This window comes from Telluria sp. ZB4P37, assembly GCF_059685855.1.
Window position 1 is genome coordinate 65943 of sequence record NZ_JCASID010000002.1, and the last position, 22094, is coordinate 88036.

At 65.9% G+C, this 22094-nt stretch carries 16 protein-coding genes; 4 read left to right on the forward strand and 12 right to left on the reverse strand.

The genetic code is table 11. The features are described from left to right. Positions 1 to 72: 72 nt before the first annotated feature. Positions 73 to 1716: an alpha-glucosidase gene (locus AC56K1_RS04760; protein ID WP_497156700.1), complete on the reverse strand. Its 1644-nt coding sequence runs from the start codon at positions 1714 to 1716 to the stop codon at positions 73 to 75. A 261-nt stretch (positions 1717 to 1977) separates the two neighbouring features. On the opposite strand from AC56K1_RS04760, the gene AC56K1_RS04765 reads away from it, so the two are divergent. Beyond that, the gene (locus AC56K1_RS04765; RefSeq protein WP_497156701.1) at positions 1978 to 3561 is read left to right on the forward strand and encodes a POT-type proton-dependent oligopeptide transporter; all 1584 of its coding nucleotides are present in this window, start codon (positions 1978 to 1980) and stop codon (positions 3559 to 3561) included. A 65-nt stretch (positions 3562 to 3626) separates the two neighbouring features. After that, positions 3627 to 6347 (forward strand): alpha-1,6-glucosidase domain-containing protein, encoded by a 2721-nt coding sequence (locus tag AC56K1_RS04770; protein WP_497156702.1) that lies wholly within the window; start codon positions 3627 to 3629, stop codon positions 6345 to 6347. A gap of 3 nt (positions 6348 to 6350) precedes the next feature. On the opposite strand, the gene AC56K1_RS04775 is transcribed toward AC56K1_RS04770, so the two are convergent. Then, on the reverse strand, positions 6351 to 6677 hold the full coding sequence (locus AC56K1_RS04775; RefSeq protein ID WP_497156703.1) for a hypothetical protein: 327 nt from the start codon (positions 6675 to 6677) through the stop codon (positions 6351 to 6353). A gap of 148 nt (positions 6678 to 6825) precedes the next feature. On the opposite strand from AC56K1_RS04775, the gene AC56K1_RS04780 reads away from it, so the two are divergent. Together AC56K1_RS04780 and AC56K1_RS04785 are read left to right on the forward strand one after the other, a co-directional pair. Further along, a complete protein-coding gene (locus AC56K1_RS04780; protein WP_497156704.1) occupies positions 6826 to 8382 on the forward strand; it encodes an ATPase domain-containing protein in 1557 nt (518 codons plus the stop codon). Next, positions 8382 to 9626 carry a sensor histidine kinase gene (locus AC56K1_RS04785; protein ID WP_497156705.1) on the forward strand — a complete coding sequence of 415 codons (1245 nt, stop codon included), beginning with the start codon at positions 8382 to 8384 and terminating at the stop codon, positions 9624 to 9626. The genes AC56K1_RS04780 and AC56K1_RS04785 overlap by 1 nt, the downstream gene beginning before the upstream one ends. A 220-nt stretch (positions 9627 to 9846) precedes the next feature. Here AC56K1_RS04785 and AC56K1_RS04790 read toward each other — a convergent pair whose 3' ends face one another. From AC56K1_RS04790 to AC56K1_RS04835, 10 genes are all read right to left on the reverse strand, one after another. Then, a complete protein-coding gene (locus tag AC56K1_RS04790; RefSeq protein ID WP_497156706.1) occupies positions 9847 to 10602 on the reverse strand; it encodes an ABC transporter ATP-binding protein in 756 nt (251 codons plus the stop codon). A gap of 4 nt (positions 10603 to 10606) precedes the next feature. Further along, positions 10607 to 11371 carry an ABC transporter permease gene (locus tag AC56K1_RS04795; RefSeq protein WP_497156707.1) on the reverse strand — a complete coding sequence of 255 codons (765 nt, stop codon included), beginning with the start codon at positions 11369 to 11371 and terminating at the stop codon, positions 10607 to 10609. Beyond that, positions 11368 to 11790 carry a cupredoxin domain-containing protein gene (locus AC56K1_RS04800; RefSeq protein WP_497156708.1) on the reverse strand — a complete coding sequence of 141 codons (423 nt, stop codon included), beginning with the start codon at positions 11788 to 11790 and terminating at the stop codon, positions 11368 to 11370. Before AC56K1_RS04800 ends, AC56K1_RS04795 begins: the two co-directional genes overlap by 4 nt. Beyond that, the gene (locus AC56K1_RS04805; RefSeq protein ID WP_497156709.1) at positions 11787 to 12362 is read right to left on the reverse strand and encodes an SCO family protein; all 576 of its coding nucleotides are present in this window, start codon (positions 12360 to 12362) and stop codon (positions 11787 to 11789) included. The genes AC56K1_RS04800 and AC56K1_RS04805 overlap by 4 nt, the downstream gene beginning before the upstream one ends. Further along, entirely contained in the window at positions 12362 to 13384 is a 1023-nt protein-coding gene (locus tag AC56K1_RS04810; protein WP_497156710.1) for an ABC transporter substrate-binding protein, read from the reverse strand. Before AC56K1_RS04810 ends, AC56K1_RS04805 begins: the two co-directional genes overlap by 1 nt. 12 nt (positions 13385 to 13396) lie before the next feature. Then, the gene (locus AC56K1_RS04815) at positions 13397 to 15256 is read right to left on the reverse strand and encodes a glucokinase (protein WP_497156711.1); all 1860 of its coding nucleotides are present in this window, start codon (positions 15254 to 15256) and stop codon (positions 13397 to 13399) included. 60 nt (positions 15257 to 15316) lie between these two features. Next, the gene (locus tag AC56K1_RS04820) at positions 15317 to 17077 is read right to left on the reverse strand and encodes a sensor domain-containing phosphodiesterase (protein WP_497156712.1); all 1761 of its coding nucleotides are present in this window, start codon (positions 17075 to 17077) and stop codon (positions 15317 to 15319) included. Between the two features lie 240 nt (positions 17078 to 17317). Then, positions 17318 to 18985 (reverse strand): alpha-amylase family glycosyl hydrolase, encoded by a 1668-nt coding sequence (locus AC56K1_RS04825; protein ID WP_497156713.1) that lies wholly within the window; start codon positions 18983 to 18985, stop codon positions 17318 to 17320. 26 nt (positions 18986 to 19011) lie between these two features. Next, positions 19012 to 20643 carry an alpha-D-glucose phosphate-specific phosphoglucomutase gene (locus tag AC56K1_RS04830; protein WP_497156714.1) on the reverse strand — a complete coding sequence of 544 codons (1632 nt, stop codon included), beginning with the start codon at positions 20641 to 20643 and terminating at the stop codon, positions 19012 to 19014. A 105-nt stretch (positions 20644 to 20748) separates the two neighbouring features. Next, positions 20749 to 22086, reverse strand: coding sequence for an MFS transporter (locus AC56K1_RS04835; protein ID WP_497156715.1), 1338 nt, complete (start codon positions 22084 to 22086; stop codon positions 20749 to 20751). Positions 22087 to 22094 lie beyond the last annotated feature (8 nt).

Below are 22094 nucleotides of genomic sequence, written 5' to 3' on the forward strand. Positions count from 1 at the left end.
GGACGCACCGCTGCCCCGACTATAGAGGTGCGGGCGGACTTGTCCGCGAACGTCGACGCCGCCGGCCGGCCATTATTTGGCGCTAGGGGCGACGCTGCCCAGCCAGGCGCCATAAGGCGGCAGGGTCACGCGGCCGCCCACGGCGCCGCCCGGCAGGCCGAAGGTGTCCAGTGCCGTGGCCTGCGCGGCTTGCGCCCAGTCGAAGCTGACCGGCTCCGGCCCCAGGTTGAACGCGGCCAGCACGCCGTCCATGCCCTCCACGTCGCGGCGCAGGGCCAGCACCGGTTCCGGCGCATCGAAGAAGACGATCTCGCCGCGCGTGAGCTGCGGCATCGTGCGGCGCCAGGCGATGAAGCGGCGCGCGAAGTTCAGGGGCGAATCGGGATCGCCGTCCTGGCGGTCGACCGCGACGGCCGCATGCGGCGCGGCCACGGGCAGCCATGGCTGGCCGCTGGTAAAGCCGGCCTGCGGCGCGCCCGCCTGCCATGGCATCGGGGTGCGGCAGCCGTCGCGGCCCTTGAACTCGGGCCAGAAGGTGATGCCATACGGGTCCTGCAGCAACTCATACGGCACGTCGGCCTCGATCAGGCCGAGTTCTTCGCCCTGGTACAGGCAAGGCGTGCCCTTGAGCGAGAGCTGCATGGCCAGCACCAGCTTGGCCAACGCAGGCGTCGGCTTGCCGTCGCTCCAGCGCGTCGCCACGCGGATGGCGTCATGGTTACTCACCGACCAGGAGGCCCAGCCGTCTTTCACGCGCTCGTTGAACTCTTCGACCTGGGTGCGGACATGCGCTGCCGTGTGCACGGGCGTGAGCAGGTTGAAGCTGTAGGCCATGTGCAGCTTGTCGCCGCCTTCGGTGTACTGCGCCATCTGCTCGAGCGCGTCGTCCGAGCTGACTTCGCCGATCGAGACCGCGCCGAACTCGTTGAGCTGGGCACGCACCCGCTGCAGGAAGGCGATGTTCTCCGGCTGGGTCTTGTCGTACAGGTGGGCCTGCATGCCGTAGGGATTGACGTCGGTGACGGTCGAGGTGTCGCGCACCAGCGCCGGCGGATTGCTGCGCAGCTGGCGGTCGTGGAAGTGGAAGACGCAGGCATCCATGCGCACGCCGTCCACGCCGCGCTCGAGCCAGAAACGCTGGGCGTCCAGGTGGGCCTGCTGCACTTCCGGATTGTGGAAGTTCAGCTGCGGCTGGCTCACCAGGAAGTTGTGCATGTAGTACTGCTTGCGGCGGGTATCCCACTGCCATGCCGAGCCGCCGAACACCGACAGCCAGTTGTTGGGCGGGCAGCCGTCCGGCAGCGGATCGGCCCAGACATACCAGTCGGACTTCGGATTGTCGCGACTCTTGCGGCTCTCGACGAACCAGGCATGGGTGTCGGCGGTGTGCGACATCACCTGGTCGATCATGATCTTCAGGCCCAGGCTGTGCGCTTTCGCGACCAGCTTGTCGAAGTCCGCCAGGCTGCCGAACAGCGGGTCGACGTCGCAATAGTCTTCGATGTCGTAGCCGAAGTCCTTCATCGGCGACTTGAAGAAGGGCGAGAGCCAGACGATGTCCACGCCCAGGCGCGCGATGTAATCAAGCCTGTCGGTGATGCCCGCCAGGTCGCCCACGCCGTCGCCATTCGTGTCGAGGAAGCTGCGCGGATAGACCTGGTAGATGATGGCTTCGCGCCACCAGTTCGGGTTGTCGTTCTTCGAAGTCTGGGTCATGGCTGGTCCGTCCGAAAATTTTGAGAATTCTAGGCAATATACAGCAGCAGAATATTCTTTACAATCAGCCTGGCTCTGCTGAAAATTTCCCTTATTCGTTTCAATTCAACGGGTTAACTCGTTTTCGATCAAGTCGCGCTTTTGGAAAAAGTAGCTAAACTACGCCGACTTTGTAACTCCTTTGTTTCGCAACGATATTTTTATTGCAAACTGGCTCAGCCTCGGCATAGGATCGCGGTTGTTTCGATTTTCGAGGAAGCCATGAGTTCTCCAGCAACGACGGTAGCCAGCCCGGCCGCGCGCATGCCGCGGCAGATCCCCTACATCATCGCCAACGAAGGCTGCGAACGCTTTTCGTTCTACGGGATGCGCAACATCCTCACGCCCTTCCTGATCTCGACGCTGCTGCTGTTCGTGGCCGAGTCCGAGCGCACCGGCGAAGCCAAGCACGTTTTCCACACCTTCATGATGGGCGTGTATTTCTTCCCGCTACTGGGCGGCTGGCTGGCCGACCGCTATTTCGGCAAGTACAACACCATCTTCTGGTTCAGCCTCATTTACTGCGCGGGCCACGCCTGCCTGGCCATTTTTGAAGACAGCGTCAGGGGCTTTTATTTCGGGCTGTTCCTGATCGCCTTCGGGTCGGGCGGCATCAAGCCGCTGGTGGCAAGCTTTGTCGGCGACCAGTTCGACAAGACCAACAAGAGCAAGGCGAAAGTCGTGTTCGACGCCTTCTACTGGATCATCAACTTCGGCTCCTTCTTCGCTTCGCTGCTGATGCCGATTTTCCTGCGCGACTACGGTCCCGCGGTCGCCTTCGGCATCCCCGGCATCCTGATGTTCATCGCCACCATGATCCTGTGGAGCGGCAAGAAGAAATACGTGCACGTGCCGCCGGCGCAAAGCGACCCGCACTCCTTCCTGCGCGTGATCCGTACCGCGCTGATGACGCAGCAGCACCCTGGCCAGGGCCGCCCAGGTCTTGCCATCGCCGCCGCCGGCATCATCGGGGCATTCGCCTCGCTGTTGAAGACGCCCGATTGGGGCTTCGTCATCGCCGCCTGCCTGGCGCTGGTGCTCCTGATTGCCTTCGTCGGTACCGGCGCCTCGATGCAGCTCGATCGCGCACGCGGCGTGCACCCTGATGTCGCCGTGGACGGCGTGCGCGCCGTGCTGCGCATCCTGATCGTGTTCGCCCTGGTGACCCCGTTCTGGTCGCTGTTCGACCAGAAAGCCTCGACCTGGATCGTGCAGGCCAATGCCATGTCCGCCGACGTCAAGCTGCTCGGTTTCAGTTTCAGCGTGATCCCGGCCCAGATGCAGGCCTTGAATCCGCTGCTGGTGATGATCCTGATTCCGTTTAATAACCTGGTGCTGTTCCCGGCCCTTGGCAAGCTGGGCTTCGAGCCGACCGCGCTGCGCCGCATGACCGCCGGCATCGCCTTCTCGGCGCTGGCCTGGATCGTGGTCGGCAACCTGCAGGTGCAGCTCGACGCCGGCGACCCGGTCTCGATCGCCTGGCAGATCCTGCCCTACGCGCTGCTGACCCTGGGCGAAGTACTGGTCTCGGCCACCGGCCTGGAATTCGCGTACAGCCAGGCGCCGGCCGCGATGAAGGGCGTGATCATGGCCCTGTGGTACCTGGCGGTTACCGTCGGCAACCTGTGGGTCCTGATCGTCAATTCGAGCGTCAAGAACGAGGCCGTCCTCGCCTACATCGAAAGCTCGGGGTTCGGCGTGCTGGCCTTCCAGATGTATTTCTTCGCCGGCTTCGCGCTGCTGGCGGCGCTGGTCTTCGCCCTGTACGCCAGGCGCTACAAGATGGTCGATAACTACCGCGGCTGACCCGCCGCTGCTGCCGATGGGCGGGCCTTCGTGCCCGCCCTGCTAATCCCAACCTCCACGCCACGATGACCCGACTCCATTACGCCGCCCTCGCGGCCGCCCTTTTCGCTTCTTCCGCCCACGCCGCGGTTCCCCTCGCCAGCTGCGACAACCCGTCGTTCCAGGAGGTCCTGCACGCCTCCGGCGCCACGTTGGAAGCGCGCGCCGTCTGGCTCGACAAGCGCCTCTTGAAATGGCCGGGCGCCGAGGCCGGCGGCACTTACCGCCTGTATCACTCAGCCAAGGCATCGATCGTCGCCAAGCCTGGCGCGAAAGTGCAAGGCTTTGACGGCGCGCTGGCGCTGGACGTCATCAGCGGCCAGGCGCCGGCTGCAGCCGCCACCCGCTTCAAGTGGGTCGCGGCCGGACCGGTACTGTCGCTGCGCGCAGCTGACCCGGCGCGATTAAAAGACCTGCACCGCGGCCAGCTGGTGCTGGTGCAGGAAACGACCGACGGATTGGTAGCCGCCGCAACCCGCATCCAGGTGGCCGGCGCGCTGGACGACCTGTACGCGGCCGCAGACGGCATCCATGACCTTGGCGCCACGCCAAGGAAAGGACACACGGGTTTTCGCCTGTGGGCGCCGACCGCCCGCACGGCTGCTGTCTGCACCTATGACACCGGCACCGGCCGCGCCACCGCCGTGCACGACATGGCCTTCGACGCGCGCACCGGCGCATGGGAAGCCAGGGTCGCGAAAGACCTGTCCGGCAGCTATTACAAGTACGCGGTCGACGTCGCGGTCGACGGCATGGGCCTGGTGCGCAATCTCGTCACCGATCCTTATTCGGTCAGCCTCACAACGGACTCGAAGCGCAGCTATGTCGCCAACCTGGGTGCGGCAAACCTGAAGCCGAAAGGCTGGGACAACACGCGTCCGCCAAACACGGTCAAGGCCCAGACCGACATGGTCATCTACGAGCTGCATGTGCGCGACTTCTCGCTCAACGACCCGAGCGTGCCGGCAAATAAACGCGGCAAGTATGCGGCCTTCGGCGAAGCCGGTTCAAACGGCATGCGTCACCTGAAGGCGCTGGCCAAAGCCGGCATGACCGACATCCACCTGCTGCCGGTCTATGACCTGGGCAGCGTGCCGGAAAAGGACTGCGCGCTGCCCCTGCCCTCGGGCAGTCCGGATGGCGAAACCCAGCAGGCCTTGACCCGCAAGACCGCCGAGACGGACTGCTTCAACTGGGGCTATGACCCCTACCACTACAACGCGCCGGAAGGCAGCTACGCGACCGACCCGCAAGACGGCGCGCGCCGCATCGTCGAAATGCGCCAGATGGTGATGGACCTGCACCGCGCCGGCCTGCGAATCGGCCTTGATGTGGTCTACAACCACACCTTCATCGCCGGCCAGAACGAGAAATCGGTGCTCGACCGCGTGGTGCCCGGCTATTACCACCGCCTGAATGCGTTGGGTGCCATCGAGCGCTCGACCTGCTGCGACAACACGGCCACCGAGAACACCATGATGGCCAAGCTGATGATCGATTCGGCCGAACTCTGGACCCGCCACTACAAGATCGATTCCTTCCGCTTCGACCTGATGGGCCACCAGCCGCGCGCGGCCATGGAACGCCTGCAGCAGCGCGTGGACAAGGCGGCGGGCCGCCACGTGCAGTTGATCGGCGAAGGCTGGAATTTCGGCGAGGTGGCGGATGGCGCCCGCTTCGTGCAGGCCTCGCAGCTCTCGCTGAACGGCTCCGGCATCGGCACCTTCAGCGATCGCGCGCGCGACGCCGTGCGCGGCGGCTCGGCCGGGGATTCGGGTGAAGCGATGGTGCGTCAGCAGGGCTATATCAATGGCCTGGTGTATGACCCTAACCCGATGGGCGTCGGCCACAAGCCGGCCGACCTGCTGCGCGCGGCGGACCTGATCCGCGTCGGCCTGGCCGGCTCGGTGCGCAGCTATCCGCTGCAGACTTTCGATGGCCAGGTACGCAAGCTGGAGGACATCGCCTACGGCAACCAGCCGGCCGGCTATGCCAGCGAACCGGGCGAGGTCGTGAACTATGTCGAGAACCACGACAACCAGACCCTGTTCGACATCAACGTCCTGAAACTCCCCGTCGGCACCTCGACGCATGATCGCGCGCGCGTGCAGGTGCTGGGCATGGCGATCAATGCCTTCAGCCAGGGCGTGGCCTATTACCACGCCGGCATCGACACGCTGCGCTCGAAGTCCCTGGACCGCAACAGCTTCAATTCGGGCGACTGGTTCAACCGCATCGACTGGACCTACCAGGACAACTACTACGGCACCGGCCTGCCCCAGCAGGATGACAACGGCAAGGACTGGCCGCTGCTGAAGCCCTACCTGGCCAATGCCGCGATCAAGCCGCAGGCCGCCGACATCGTCTTTGCGCGCGATGCCTTCCGCGACCTGCTGGCCATCCGCGCCAGCTCGACCCTGTTCCGGATGCGCACCGCCGGCGACATCGTGCAGCGCCTGCGCTTCTTCAACACCGGACCGGAGCAGGTAGCGACCGTGCTGGCCGCTTCGATCGACGGCAAAGGCTATCCCGGCGCGAACTTCGCCGCCATCAGCTACCTGGTGAACGTGGACAAGGTGGAACAGCGCGTGAGCGATGTGCAGCTCCGTGGCAAGCGGTTGACGCTGCATCCGGTGCATACGGCGAGAGGCGCCGCCGACAAGCGCGCCGTGCAGGCGCGCTTCGACAGCGCCAGCGGCACGTTTACCGTGCCGGCGCGTACCGCCGTCGTGTTCGTCGCCGAATAAGGCTTACGAGGCTGCTGCGCCTGCGGACTCCCGCAGGCGGGCGATCTCCACCGAACCCTTTTCGTCGAACACGGGGCATTCCTCGGCCAGGCTCACCGCTTCGTTGAAGTCGCTTGCCGCAATGATGGAATAGCCCGACAGCGAAGCGCTGCTCAGTTTCGGGCCGATCAGCCGGCTCGGGACCTCGACGCTGTTGTGCGCCAGGCTGCCGCGGTCCACCAGCGCGGAACCGAGCATCTCGAACCATGCTTCCCAGCGCTGGGGGTCGTGCTGCGGACCTTCCGCTTCGTCGACGGTCGATCCGCGGTAAACGATCAGGTATCGTTCCATGCCGGCTCCTATGGTAAATGTTTGGAAAAACGATAACAGAAGCCCCGGCGCGGCGACGCACAGCTCGGCATCGCCCTGGAATGCCGGCCGCCGGTGAAGTGATCGCCCGCATGTTAAGCTGGAATGAATTTTTGTAAAGGCATGTCACATGAGCGGATTAGTGAAGACCGGGATTGCCGGTCTCGACGAAGTGATGCACGGCGGTATTCCACGCAATAACAACCTGATCGTCGAGGGCCCGCCGGGCTCCGGCAAGACCACCCTGGGCCTGGGCTTCATCTACCATGGCGCCCTCGATTACGACGAACCGGGCGCCATCGTGTCTTTCGAGCTCGACCCGGCCAAGCTGCTGCGCGACGCCGCCGGCTTCGACTGGGACCTGCAGGGCATGATCGACCAGGGCAAAGTCAAGATCATCCAGACCAGCCCGGCCGTGCTGCTGAGCGAATTCCGCAGCGAGGACGGCGCCTTTGCGGCATCGCTGGTCGAGATGAAGGCCAAGCGGCTCCTGATCGATGGCCTCACGCCCCTGCGCCTGTATGCCGAAGCCCATGACATGCCCTTCCGCGAGGACGTGCACCTCTTGATTGAAGGCCTGACCCGCCTGGGCGTGACCACCATGGTCACCGCCGAGAAGGACGAGTCGATGACCGGCGTGCTGGCGCACGAGCGCTTCGTGTTCGACACGATCATTTCGCTCACGCGCGAAGAAAACCGCCGGCGCGTGCAGCGCCGCCTGACGGTGCTGAAATCGCGCGGCCAGGACTTCATCGGCGGCAGCCACACCATGCGCATCGAGCCGGGCATGGGCGTGCATGTCTACCGCCGCGCGCAGTCGCGGCCCCTGGGTTCGGTGCACCAGCCGACCTCGGAAGAACGCCTGTCGACCGGCTCGCCGGCCATCGACAAGATGATGGACGGCGGCATCTACAAGGGTTCGGTCACGCTGGTGAGCGGCATTTCCGGCACCGGCAAGACGGTGCTGAGCGTGCAGTTCCTGACCAACGCGATCAAGGAAGGCCACAAGACCCTCTTGGTGAGCCTGGACGAGCACCCGGCCCAGCTGATGCGCAATGCCAGGTCGCTCGGCTTCGAGCTGCAACCGCTGGTCGATGCGGGCGACATGTTCATCCATTACGAGTCGCCGCTGGAGCTGGACCTCGACGTCCACTTCGACCACATCGTCAAGCTGGTCGAAGAGCACGGGATCGACTGCGTGGTGTTCGATTCGATCGCCGTGTACGAGATGACCAGCCGCGGCGAAGTGGCCGACTACCTGTACGCACTGGCGACTTATTTCAAGAACCGCCTGGCCACGACGCTGTTCAACTACGAAAGCCCGGAACTGCTGGGCGTGTCGCAGATCAGCGAAGAACTCAAGGGCTCGCACCTGGTCGACAACATCATCTTGCTGAACTATGTCGAGGTGTCCACCGTGCTGAGGCGCGCGATCATGGTGCCGAAAGTGCGCGGCAGCCGCAATTTGCAGGTGACGCGCGAGTACACCATCGGCCCCGGCGGCCTGCTGCTGGTCGACGAAAGCGACAGCGACACCCAGTCCAGCGCCGTGCCGCAACTGCCGTTTTCCTCGTATTACGGCCTGCTGTCGCGTTCACCGTCGCGCCAAAGCCCGCAGATCGAGGAGGCCATCGCCAAGGGCGGCAGCCTGCCGGAGTCGGCGGACCTGCCGACCGAACAGCCATAGTGATCACGGCTAAGCTGCCAGGCAACGCACCGGTGGACTGGGAGGACTGGGACACGCCGCTGCGCCAGTTTACCGAGGCCACCGGCCTGGTGACCTCCGCCTACGACCCGGACGGCGTACGCCGCATCGGGCCGAAGACCGGCTCTCGCCTGGCCACGCTGCTGGCGGGCTCGCGCCTGTGGGCCGAGGACGGTCCCGGCACGGCGCTCGAGCGCACGCTGGTCGAGTCGGTGTGCGCCGGCGGCGAGCCGCAATCGGCGCAGTTCGAGGGCTTGCGCGTCTGCTCGCTGCCGCTGCTGCTGCGCGGCGAGGTGTATGGGGTGCTGGTGTTCGGCTGGCGCTTCGCCGACTTCAGTTCGCCGCTCGGCTGCGAGCGCATCGCCAAGCAGGTCGGCCTGCCCGGCCACCTGCTGTGGAACGAGGTGCGGCTGGACGCGCCGGTGTCGGAGCAGCGCATGGGCACCTATGCGGCGCTGCTGGGCACCCTGTCGGCCACGCTCGACCGCCAGCGCGAGACCATCGACGACCTGACCCGCGTGAACCGCACGCGCGAACTGTTCCTGGCCACGGTCTCGCACGAAATGCGCACCCCGCTATCGGCGCTGTCGATGCGCATCGATCTGATGCTGCGCACGGAGCCCGACCTGCCGCCGAAGGTCGCCAGCGGCCTGGAATCGATGCGGGTGCACGTGCGCCAGGAAGCCGCCATGGTCGACGACCTGATCGATGCCGCGCGCACCCTGACCGGCCAGATGTCGATCACGCGCTCGCAGGTCAGGCTCGGACAGGTGCTGCGCGATGCCATCTCGACGGTGGAGACCTTCGCCCACACCAAGCGCATCCTGATGCAGGTCACGCCCAGCGACTATGGCGACGCGATAGGGCTGGAGGCGGACGGCCGCCGCCTGCAGCAGGTGATCTGGAACCTGCTGTTCAACGCGACCAAGTTCACGCCCGAGGGCGGCGCCATCCGCATCGAGATCAGGCGCAGCAGCGACACGGTGGCGATCGACATCACCGATTCGGGCCAGGGCATCGAGCCCGAAGACCTCCCGCACGTATTCGGCGCGTTCACGCTGCAGCAGCACGACAATGCGACCGGCCTGGGGCTGGGGCTGTACATCGCGCGCCGTATCGTCGAGCTGCACGAGGGCAGCCTGAGCGTCAGCAGCGCGGGCCGCGGCAAGGGGGCGACCTTCGCCATCCGCCTGCCGCTGGCGACGGCCCTGCGCCCCGGATCCTGAGCAGTCCTATCGTGTCGTCCGTCTTGCGCTGTATAGTGGCGTGGAACGCGTACGAACCGAAACCCACCCTAGTCCATTACCGATCGGAGCACTACCATGAGTAAAAGCCAGGATGCCAAGAAAACGACCAAGAAAGAACCGGCCAAGACGATGAAGGAAAAGAAGGAAGCGAAGAAGGTCAAAAAAGAAGAAAAGGCGCGCCAGCAGTAAGACCGGCGGCTTATAGCCCGAGCTGCCCCAGGATCGCGTCCTTGATCGCCTGCAGCTCCGGCTGCGACAGCTTGCGCGGATGGGGCTGTTCGATCGGGAATACCGACGCGATGCGGGTGGGGCGCGGCGACAGCACCACCACGCGGTCGGCGAGGTAGATCGCCTCTTCCACGTCGTGCGTGATCAGGATGATCGTGTGGCGCTCTTCGCGCAGCACGCGCAGCAGCTCGATGCGCATCTTCAGCGCCGTCAGCGCATCGAGCGCCGAGAACGGCTCGTCCATGAACAGGATGTCCGGCTTGACTGCCAGCGCGCGCGCGATTTCCACCCGCTTGAGCATGCCGCCCGAGAGCTCGTGCGGATAAGCCTTCTCGAAGCCTTTCAGCCCCACCATCTCGGCGTAATGGTCGGCCGTCGCCGCTTTCGCCGCGTGGTCCCTGCCCGACAGGCCGAACATCAGGTTCTCCTGCACCGTCAGCCACGGGAACACAGAGCCATGCTGGGAGATGACAATGGCGTTGGGCGTCGGCCGGTCAACCTTCACGCCGTCGATCATGACAGCGCCGCTGTCCGGATGCTCGAAGCCGGCCAGCAGCTTCATGAGGGTCGACTTGCCGCAGCCCGAGGGGCCGACGATGGCGACGAACTCACCCGGCGCCACCGCCAGGTCGATGCCGTCGATGACCGGCAGCGACTTGAAGCCCTTGCGGATGCCGCGGATGGCGACCTTCGGCACCGCCGCGCCAGCCTCAATCGTTGCATTCATGACCTTAGCGTGCATAGCGCCACCTCACTCCCCTGAGTCCTTCGAGACGGCGCATCAGGGTATCGAGCCCCAGGCCGATCAGTCCGATGATGATCATGGCCGCCACCACGAGGTCGTAGCGGTTGCCGGCATTGCGCGCATCCATGATCAGGTAGCCCAGGCCCGAGCGCCGCACGATCATCTCGGCGGCCACCACCACCAGCCAGGCCACGCCCAGCCCGATGCGCATGCCGATCAGGATTTCGGGCAGCACCGCCGGCACGATCACCTGGCGGAACAGCTTGGCGCGCGAGACGCCGAAGTTCTCGGCCGCGCGCAGGTAGCGCCCTTCGATGGCGTGCACGCCGGCGGCGGTCTGCACGATCATCGGGAACACCGAGGCCAGGAAGATCAGGAAGACCGGCGCCAGGTCGCCCACGCCGAACCACAGGATCGCGATCGGGATCCAGGCGATCGGCGAGATCGGGCGCAGGATCTGGAATACCGGGTTGAGCGTGCGGTAGGCGGCGTCCACCCGCCCCATCCACAGGCCCAGCGGCAGCGCGAACATCAATGCAATCATGAAGCCCGTGGCCACGCGCGCCAGCGAGGCGCCGATGTGCTCCCACAGCGTGCCGTCGCGGGCCAGCTCCAGCGTGCCGGCCGCGACCTGCAGCGGCGACGGGAAGATCACGCTGCCGCTGCGCGCGACCACGAGCCACCACAGCGCCACGATGGCGGCCAGCACCAGCAGCGGGGGCCAGATCCTGTTGAGTCTATCCACGGTCATGCTTTGTCATCCAGGAGGGAGTGAAGGCGCCAGCGCAGGCGCGCCAGCCCGGCGGCGGGCGCCTCAATGACGAGCACCGTCATCTTGCCGCTGGCATGGGCGGTGCAGTCGAAGGGATGCTCGCCGGCCTGGCCGAAGGGCAGGCGGAAGTCCTGGCCGGGCATGATCAAGACCGGACCGAACATCTGCGGCACGGTGTCGCTGTTGCGCAGCAGGAGCACGTCGCGCACGCCCAGCGTCAAGGTGATTTGCTCGCGCAGGATGCTGGTTTTATCGCCCTTCATGCGGCGCTCCCAGGTGCCCTTCGGGATCTCGAACAGCTGGTCGCGCGATGCGGCATGCAGTGGCGCGAAGGCGGCCCACCCGAAGGACCCGCCCAGGAGCGCAGCCACGGCGGCGGCGGCGAAGCGCTTCTTCATTCGGCCGCCAGCACGTTCACATCGTGCACGATCTCGTCCGCCGGGCGCCCAAAAGGCATCAGGGCGCGCAGCATGCCCCTCTTGTCGATGAAATAAAGATAGGACGAGTGCCCGACCTGGTATGGCGTCTTGCCGTCGCTATTGAAGTGTTTGGTGGCCGTGATGCCGTAGTCCTTGCGGATGGCCGCCATCTCTTCCTGCGTGCCGGTGATGCCGATGAAGCTTTTATCGAACTGCGCCAGATAAGTCTTCAGGCGCGCGGGGGTGTCGCGCTCCGGGTCCACCGAGACGAACACCACCTGCAGGCGGTCGGCGTGGGGGCCGAGCTTCTGGCGCGCGGCGGCCAGGGCGGCGAGCGAGGCCGGGCACACGGCCGCGCAATGGGTGAAGCCGAATTCCAGCACCACCACCCTGCCGCGTAGCGCGGACAGGCGGAAGTCACTGCCATTGGCCGCCTTCTGCGCGATCTCGGGCGCGGCGCGCGCAGGCGAGAACACGCCGGATTTCAATGCCGGCGCAGCTTGAGCCGCCGCGGCGGCGCACAGCAGCAGCATTCCCAACACGCGGCGCATCACAAGGCCACCTTCACGGGACGGATATTCTTCACGAAACTGTCGTCCACATACTGTTCATACGCCACCGGGCGCCTGAGCGTGCCCGCCTCGACCGACAGCTTCATCAGCTCGTCGAACTCGGGCCGCAGCATGCGCAGGTCGCCGTAGGTGACGCGATCCGCCGGGTTCTCCATGACGAACTTGATGATGTTCGGGTCCTGGTTGAAGAACTTGCGGTTGGCGGCGATGTGCGCGGCCTTGCTGCGATTGAGCGCACTGGCGTCCAGCCAGTTGCCGGCAGCCTGCACGTAGTTGACCAGCTCCTGCACCAGCGGGCGCTGGGTCTGGATCAGCTCTTCGCGCACGGTCAGCACGCAGCAGATGTAGTTGCGCCATTCGTTGCGCGTCATCGACAGCGGCCGCGCATAGCCGGCGCGCTGGGCCGCCGCGCCAAAGGGCTCGCCGGTGCAATAGCCGTCGATGGCCTTGGCATACAGCGCGGCCGGCATGTCGGGCGGGGCCATCTCGATCACCTCGATGTCCTTCGCCGACATGCCTTCGCGCGCGAGCATCTTGCGCAGGAAAAGGTAGTCCACGGCGAAGCGGCTGGGAATGGCGATGCTTCTGCCGCGCAGGTCGGCGAATTTCCGGTAGGGCGAATCGGTGCGCACCATGATGACCGCGCCCGAGCGGTGGCCGAGCGAGACGATCTTGAGCGGAATGCGCCAGTCAGTCAGGTCCATCACCAGCGGCGCCAGCATGTAGGCTGCCTGGATGCGGCCCGTCATCAAGGACTCCTTGATCTCGGGCCAGCCGGAGAACTTGTTGTACTCGAAGGCGGTGAACGGCGCGTCCGGCTTGCCGTCGGCGGCCGCCTTGGCCTTGCAGGCGATCGGCAAGGTCAGGTTGCAGGTAACGGGCAGGCCGCCGACCTGCAGGGGTGCGCGTGCCGGCGCTGCACTGGCCGCGCCCATGCCGGCCAGCGGCAGGCTCAGTGCGCCGCCAAGCAGCTGGCGCCGGCGCGGGGAATGCTCAACCATGGCGAAATACCGTCAGCTGTCGAGGTGGGAAATCAGGAGCCGGCGCTGGTCGTTCTCGCCCTCGCCCCCTGCTTCGCCTTGCGTGCCGAGCGAAATCCCGACCGACATGATGTCGATCAGGAGCAGCTGCAGGATGCGCGAGATCATCGACAGGAAGGTGGTGCTGTCTTCGCTGTGGTCTACCGCGAGGCAGACGCTGGCCTTTTTCGCCAGCAGGGATTTGCTGCTGGTGATGGCGATGACGTCCGCCCCGCCCGCGCGCGCGATATCGACCGCCTCTAAAAGCTCGGGCAGCTGGCCGGCGGTGGAGATCGCGATCACCACGTCGCCCGGCCCCAGCAGCCCCGCGGCCAGCGTGAACAGGTGCGAGTCGCCGTACAGCGCGGCCGGGATGCGGAAGCGGAAGAATTTGTGCTGGCCATCGAGCGCCACGGCTCTGGCATTGCCCATCGCATAGAACTCGACGCGGCGCGCGCGGCGCAGCAATTCGATGGCGCGGTCGATCCCGTGCACATCCAGCTGGTCGCGGAATTTCAGGATCGCCGACACCGTGTTGTCGATGACCTTGGCCGACAGGTCGTGCGTGCTGTCGCTCATGCGCACCTGGCTGTGGCGCACGGGGATGGTGCCGGTCAGGCTGCCCGCGAACTTGAGCTTGAACTCGGCCAGGCCCTGGAAGCCGAGCGAGCGGCAGAAGCGGATCACGGTCGGCTGGCTGACGTCGGCCAGGCGCGCGATCTCGGCGATCGGCTCGCCCAGCACCTTGCGCGGGTGTTCCAGCACCAGCGCGGCGACGCGCTGCTCGGCGGGCGAGAGTTCGTGGCGCAGCTGCTGCACGCGGTCCATCAGCGTGTTGGCGCCGCTGCGCCCGCGCAGGTGCTCGGACAGGATGGTCGACACGCCATGCAGCGCCGGGTTCGGCGTCATGATGATGTAGGTCGGGATCTGGGCGATGTAGTCGGTAAAGCGCCCCTTGGCCTCGAAGCGGGCGCGGAAGGGAGAAGTAGCGAACCACTCGGCGATGCGCGGCACGATGCCGCCGCCGATGAAGATGCCGCCAAAGGCGCCCAGCGTCACCGCCAGGTTGGCCGCCGCCCCGCCCAGCATGCCGGCGAAGGTTTCCAGGGTTTCGAGGCACAGCGGGTCGCGCGCGTCCAGCGCACTGCTGACGATGTCGGCGGTGCTGCGGCTCGGAGCCTGGACGCCGTTGCGCTTGGCCAGCGCGCGGTACATCAGTTCGATGCCGGGGCCGGAGATCAGGCGCTCGTTGGAGACGTGCTGCCATTCCTGCCAGGCGTATTGCAGGATCGCGAATTCGCGCTCGTCGCTGGGGGCGAAGTTGACGTGGCCGCCCTCGCTGCCGAGGGTGATGAAGCCGTCGATGGTCGGGATCACGCCAGATACGCCCAGGCCCGTGCCCGGCCCGAGCACGCCGGCCACCGCATGGCTTTGCGGCGCGCCGCCGCCGACCTGCATCAGGTCCTGCGGCTTGAAGCCCGGCAGCGCCATGGCCAGCGCGGTGAAGTCGTTCACGATCAGCAGCGTCGCCAGGCCGAGGGTGCGGCGCACCTCGTCGGTCGAAAACTGCCAGTCGCGGTTGGTCATGCGGATGGTGTCGCCGCTGATTGGATTGGCCAGCGCGAAGGCCGCATGGTTGATGCGCACGCCCCCCAGCTGCGCCAGGTAGCCGTGCAGCAGCGGCACGATGCCGGCGTACTCGTCGCAGCGCAGCACCGCGACCTGGCGCAGCACGCCGGGCGCGGTCTCGAGGCCGAAACGCGCGTGCGTGGCGCCGATGTCCGCGAGCAGGCGCGGGCCGTCGGCGAATGCGGCGCGGGAGGGTTTCTGTTCGGTGTCGGGTTCAACAGTCATTACATAAGGATACCATTGATCGACGGAAAACCTCAGGATCGAGGCCCCGGCGGCGGCGGCTCAGGCCCGCGGTTCCTGGTACAGCAAGGCGCGCAGCTCGCCAGTCGACAGCATCGTTTCCTGCACTTCGCGGAAACGCAGCAACAGGTGCTCGATATCGGCAGCAGTGCGCGCACGGCTGAACAGCCAGCCCTGCACGCAATGCACGCCGTGGCTGGTGAGCCAGTCGAGGTCGGTCTCGTCCTCCAGTCCCTCGCAGACGAGTTCAGCGTCGAAGACCCGGGCCGCGCCCTGGATCAGGGAGAACAGACCGGCCTTCTTGTGGTCGGCAGCGACACCGTGTACGAACTGGCGATCCACCTTGAGGCGGTCGAAGGCGAAACCGGCCAGCGCATCGAGGTTGGACGAACCGGTGCCGAAATCGTCGATCGCGATGTGCACACCCAGCGAACGCAGCGCAGTGATACGTGGACCCAGTTGCTGAAGCGAGTCGAGCAAGATGCTTTCGGTCACCTCGAGCTCGATCAGGCTGCCCGGCACGCCGGTATCAGCGAGCACCGATTCCAGCCGCGCGAACAGCTCCGGATGCATGAGCGATACGCGCGAGAAGTTGAGCGCCACCGGGACCGGATCCAGGCCACTGGACAGCCACCCTTTCACGTCTTCGCAGACCAGGCGCGCGACGTGGGCATCGAGCTCGAAGATGCGTCCCGACTGCTCCGCCTGGGGAACGAACATCGCGGGACTGACCAGCCCGAACTCCGGATGGCACCAGCGCACCAGCGCTTCCAGGCCGATCAGTTTGCCTGCTTCGACATCGATCTGGGGCTGGTAATGCACCTCGATCCGGCCGTGGCGGCGGTCGCCGAGCATGGCGTGGCGCAGTTCGTAACGCAAGCGCACGCGCGCGGCCTGCGCGCTGTCGTACTCGGCAATGACGCTACGGTCGAGGCTGCGGCGGATCGAGGACGCCGCACCGTCGGCGGCATCGAGTGCGTCCACCGCGCTGGCGCCACGCGCTGCGCCCTGGCGCCAGATGCCGATGCGGCCGTGCAGCGGCTGCACATAGCCATTCCCGACCGCGAACGGCAGGTCGATGGTCTCGCGCAGCTGGGCCAGGCAGGTATCGAGCTGGTCTGGCGGGAGGTCAAGTGCGAAGGCGAACCGGTCGCCGCCGAGGTGGCCCAGCAGTGCGCCATCGCCGCCCCATGACGCCAGCCGGTCGCCGAGCTGGTGTAGGATGCGGTCGCCGGACAGCCTGCCGAACAATTCGTTGACCTGGCGAAAACCAGTGAGGTCGATGAAGCCCACCGTCACCCTGGCCTCCTCGCGCGCCAGCATGAACTCGAGGTGATGCAGGAAAACGGTGCGGTTGAACATCCCGGTGGATGGGTCGAAATACCGGTGCTCGAGCAGGTCGACCACGATGCGCGCCATCAGCTGGAGCTGGCCGACCTGCTCGTCGTCGAGATAATGCGGCTCCTTGCTCATGACCCACAAGGTGCCCAGCAGGCGGGCCGGGCTGCCGTCCAGCGGGATGCCCGCATAGTGGAGGTAGTGCGGCGGCGCGGTGACCAGCGGATTGTCGGCGAAGCGTGCGTCGAGGCGGGCGTCGGCGACCTCGAACAGGGGCGCATTCTCGCGCACTGCACAGTTGCAGAAGGAGCCGGCCAGCGGCAGCAGGCGCGTGTCGGCGCCGACTCGCGAGGGCAGCCAGATCTGCGAGCGGAATACCAGGCTGATGCCGCCGACGTCCGAGCCGGTCAGGCTGACGGCCAGGCGGGTAATGTAGTCGAGCCTGGTATCGGAGGGCTCGAGCATCACCCGGTCGCGGCCCCCATGACCGGGTACATGGGCAAGACTCCCCGCGTCCAGGATTCCGCCTGTCAGCGCAATCCTGCTGTACGTCCACCCTTCTGGCGAGTTCGCGCGCATTTCACAGTCGTCCATGCCGATTGACGCTTCCGGATCGCGGTTTCCCGATCGTTTACACGTCGTTTACACGTATTTACGCGTCAAGAATACCAGCATTGGCGCCCGGAGTGAACACCGGGCGCGGTCTCAGTCCAGCGCGATCAGCGCTACCGGCGCCACGGTTCCGAACTGCACCTTGCCGCCGCTGACCACGGCCGATTTGCCCGAATACCAGTCGCGCACGGTCTGGCCGTCGCTGAACACGCCCGCGACCGAGATCGGCACGGCCCGCTCGGCCGGCAGGTCGAGCGCGACCACGACGCGGTCGCTCACGCCATCCTTCTCCCAGGTGCGCTTGAAAGTGTAGGGGCTCGCGGCGAGCATCTGGTGCGTGCCGGCGCCGACGGCCGGATGGGCCGCGCGGAAGCGTCCCAGACGCGCCCAGTGATCGCGCACCTCGGCCACGCGGTTGGCGCCGCGCCGGGTGTTGGCCGCCAGCTCGTCCCAGTTCATGAACGAGCGCAAGGTGGCGTCGCCCTCGGCGCCCTCGACCTTCAAGAGGCGCGCGGTCTCGTCGCCGTAATAGATCTGGGCCGAACCGGGAGCCAGCATCAGCTTGTTGGCCGATTCGAAGGGACGCTGGCGCAGTGGATCGAAGGGGCTGCCGTCGTCGTGCGAGCTGATGTAGTTCAGGACCGAATAACCCTTCATCGGGCCATGCAGCAGGTTCGCATAATCCGAGAACAGCTTTTCATAGCCCTGCGCGGCATCGGTCTTCATGGAGAAGTTGATCATGCTGTCGAACCCATTGGCCAGGTAGTCGACCTTCACGCCGCCGCCCATGTCGAAGCTGCGCGCGTGGTTGATCGCATAGCCGTAGACTTCCGAGGTCATGAAGAACGGCAGGTTGCCGACCCGTTTTTCCGGGTTGGCGCGCTTCCATTCTTCGTAAGCCAGGCTGGCCTCTGTTTTCAGTTCCTTCCACACCCCGGGTTCGGTGTGCTTGACGGTGTCGGCGCGGAAGCCGTCGACGCCGTACTTGCGCACCCAGTCGGCATGCCACTTGACCAGGTAGAAGCGCGGCGCGCGCGGATAGCCGGTGCGCTTGAAGAAGGCGTCCAGCTCTTTGATCTCGCGATCAAAGCGGCCTTCCTTCTTCCACTTCGCCGCAAGCAGAGGCGGCAGTGCGACGTTCTCGTTGCTGCCGGTGAGGAAGTCCGGCAGGTTGTCCACCAGGGTGCAATCGATGGTGGTCGGCGCGTCCTTGTAGGTGCATTTCGGCTTCGTGCGCACCCAGTCGGCAGGCCAGACCGGATCCGCCTGCGTCACCGGGCCGGTGTGGTTCATCACCACGTCGAGGATCACGCGGATGCCGTTGGCGTGCGCGGTGTCGACAAAGGTGCGGAAGTCTTTTTCGCTGCCCAGGTTGGCGTCCACCGCCGTAAAGTCCTTCGCCCAGTAGCCGTGGAAGCCATAGGTCTTGCCGGTGCCTTCATCGGTCGGCGCGTGGATCTGCTCGACGGGCGGCGTGAGCCAGATGGCGTTCACGCCCAGGTCCTTGAAATAGCCTTCCCGGATCTTGGCCGTGATGCCGGCCAGGTCCCCGCCCATGAAGCCGCGCAGCTTCGCGCCATCATCCTTGCGGCCGTAGGCGTGGTCGTTCGCCTTGTCGCCGTTGTTGAAGCGGTCCGTCAGCAGGAAATAGACGGTCGCGTTTTCCCAGACGAAGGGCTTGCCCGCGGGCTGGGCGGGTGCACTCTGGGCGCTGGCGCTGAAGGCGAGCAGGATGGCGGCAGCAAGGACGGGAAGTTTCATGCGGTTCCTGTGGTGGGGTGGATGGGTCAGGTAATCACGGTCGGGCTCTCCCGGCCGGTGCGCGCGCGCAGGCCGGATACCTTCTGGGCGATGGCGATCAGGTCGAGCAAGGCAGCCTGGGTGTCGATGTCGTGGCGCGCCGGGTCGGCTTCATAGCGCTCCAGGTAGAGCCGCACCGTGGCGCCTTCGGTGCCGGTGCCGGACAGGCGGAAGACGATGCGCGAGCCGTCCACCATGGCGATGCGGATGCCCTGGCGGGTCGCCACCGAATGGTCGACCGGATCGGTGTAGACGAAATCGTCGGCCAGGGCCACGCGGTAGCGGCCGAAAGACTGACCGGCCAATTCGGGGAGCTTTTCGCGCAGCGCGGCCATCATGGCGTCGGCAGCAAGTGCGTCGACCGCTTCGTAGTCGTGGCGCGAATAATAATTGCGGCCAAAGCGCGCCCAGTGCTCGCGCACGATCTGCTCCACCGAGCGGCCGCGCACGGCCAGCAGGTTGAGCCAGAACAGCACGGCCCACAGGCCGTCCTTCTCGCGGATGTGATATGAGCCGGTGCCGTAGCTCTCTTCGCCGCACAGGGTCACCAGGTTGGCGTCCATCAGGTTGCCGAAATATTTCCAGCCGGTCGGGGTCTCGAAGCAGGAGATGCCCAGCGCCTCGGCCACGCGGTCGGCCGCTTGCGAGGTCGGCATCGAGCGTGCGATGCCCTTGATGCCGCCCAGGTAGCCCGGCGCCACGGTGGCATTGGCCGCGATGATGGCCAGGCTGTCCGAAGGCGTGACGGCGATGCCGCGGCCGACGATCATGTTGCGGTCGCCGTCGCCGTCCGAGGCCGCGCCGAAGTCCGGCGCATCCGGCCCTTCCATGTGCGCGATGAGCTCCGCCGCGTTGACCGGGTTCGGGTCCGGGTGGCCGCCGCCGAAGTCTTCCAGCGGATCGCCGTTGACCACCGTCCCTGGAGGCGCGCCCAGCATGCCCTCCAGGATGGTTTTCGCATACGGCCCCGAGACCGCGTGCATGGCGTCGAAGCGCATCCGGAAACCCCTGGAGAACAGGGCTGAAATAGCCTTGAAGTCGAACAGGCGCGCCATCAGTTCGGCATAGTCCGCCACCGGGTCGATGACCTCGACCACCATGTTCTCGATGCGGGTTTTCCCAAGCTGGTCGAGGTCGACCGGGCCGGCATCGCTGATGCGGTAGGACGTGAGCGCCTGGGTGTGGGCGAACATCGCCTCGGTGACTTTTTCCGGGGCCGGCCCGCCGTTCTCGATGTTGTACTTGATGCCGAAGTCGCCGTCCGGGCCGCCCGGGTTGTGGCTGGCCGACAGCACGATGCCGCCGAAGGCCGCATGCTTGCGGATCACGCAGCTCACGGCCGGGGTGGACAGGATGCCGCCGCGCCCGACCAGTACCCGCGCAACGCCGTGGGCGGCGGCCATGCGCAGGATGGCCTGGATCGCGTCGCGGTTGAAATAGCGGCCATCGCCGCCGATGACGAGGGTGCGGCCTGCCCCTTCGCCGATCGTCAGGAAGATCGCTTCGACAAAATTCTCGAGATAACCCGGCTGCTGGAATTCAAGCACCTTCTTGCGCAGGCCCGAGGTGCCGGGCCGCTGGCCGGCGAAAGGCGTGGTCGGGATGGTCTGGATGGTCATGCTTCGCTCCTGTCGTCATATCGTGTTGCAACATCGCGGTGGGACGCAGGCGATGTTGGTAAAACGCTACGATACGACAGGCGCGAATTCACTGGCGCGCGGGGCTCAGGCGCTTGCCTTGACGGGCGCCGCCCGGTCGGTGACGAACAGCGTCAGCACGGCCGCGATCAGCATGCAGGCGCCGCCCAGCACCAGGGTCTGCACCGTGTGGCCGCCGAAGAAGTGCTTGGTCACGCCGCCCAGCAGCAGGCCGCTGCAGATCTGCGGGATCACGACGAAGAAGTTGAACAGGCCCATGAAATAACCCATGCGCTTGGCCGGCAGCGAGCCCGCCAGGATCGCGTAGGGCATGGTCAGGATCGAAGCCCAGGCCAGGCCGACGCCGATCATCGGCAGCATCAGGGTCTGCTTGTCGGTGATGAAATAGATGCTGGCCAGGCTCAGGCCGCCGATAGCCAGGCAGGTCGCGTGCACGGTCTTGCGGCTGGTGGCGCGCGCGAACACCGGCAGGATGAAGGCGGCCAGCGCCGAGACGCCGCTGTAGACCGCGAACATGATGCCGACCCAGCTGCCGGCCGACTGGAAGGCGGACGACTGCGCGTCCGTGGTGCCGAAGACATTGTCGGCGATGGCCGAACCGGTATAGATCCACATCGCGAACAGCGCGATCCAGGTGAAGAACTGCACGAAGGCCAGTTGCACCATGGTCTTGGGCATCTTGGCGAAGCCGCCGATGATCTCTTCCAGCGCGACCGTGATGCTGCGGGCGTGCTTGCGCTGCTTGTCGAAGGCGGCCAGGTCCTGCGGCGGCAGCTCGTCGGCGGTCAGCACGGTCCAGAGCACGGCCAGGAAGAAGATGGCGCCGCCGGCATAGAAGGAATAGCGCACGGTGTCGGGAATCAGGCCGCCCACTGCCTCGTTGGACACGCCCATCGACTCGAAGAAGGTCGGCAGGAGCGAGGCGATCACTGCGCCGCAGCCGATGAAGAAGGTCTGCATTGCGTAACCGGCAGTCTGCTGCGAGACGTCCAGCTTGTCGCCGACGAAGGCGCGGAACGGCTCCATCGACACGTTGATGGCGGCATCCATCAGCCACAGCACGGCCACGGCCATCCACAGCACCGAGGAATTGGGCATCAGGAACAGGGCGATCGCGGCCAGCACGGCGCCGATGAAGAAGAACGGACGGCGGCGGCCCCATTTGGGGTGCCAGGTGTTGTCGCTCAGGTAGCCGATGATGGGCTGCACCAGCAGGCCCGTGACGGGCGCGGCGAGCCAGAACAGGGCCAGGTTGTCGGGGTCGGCGCCGAGCGTCGAGAAGATGCGGCTGGTGTTGGCGTTCTGCAGCGCGAAGCCGAACTGGATGCCGAAGAAGCCGAAGCTCATGTTCCAGAGCTGCCAGAACGACAGGCGCGGCTTGATCACGCCGGTGTGCATATCCATGTGTGTCC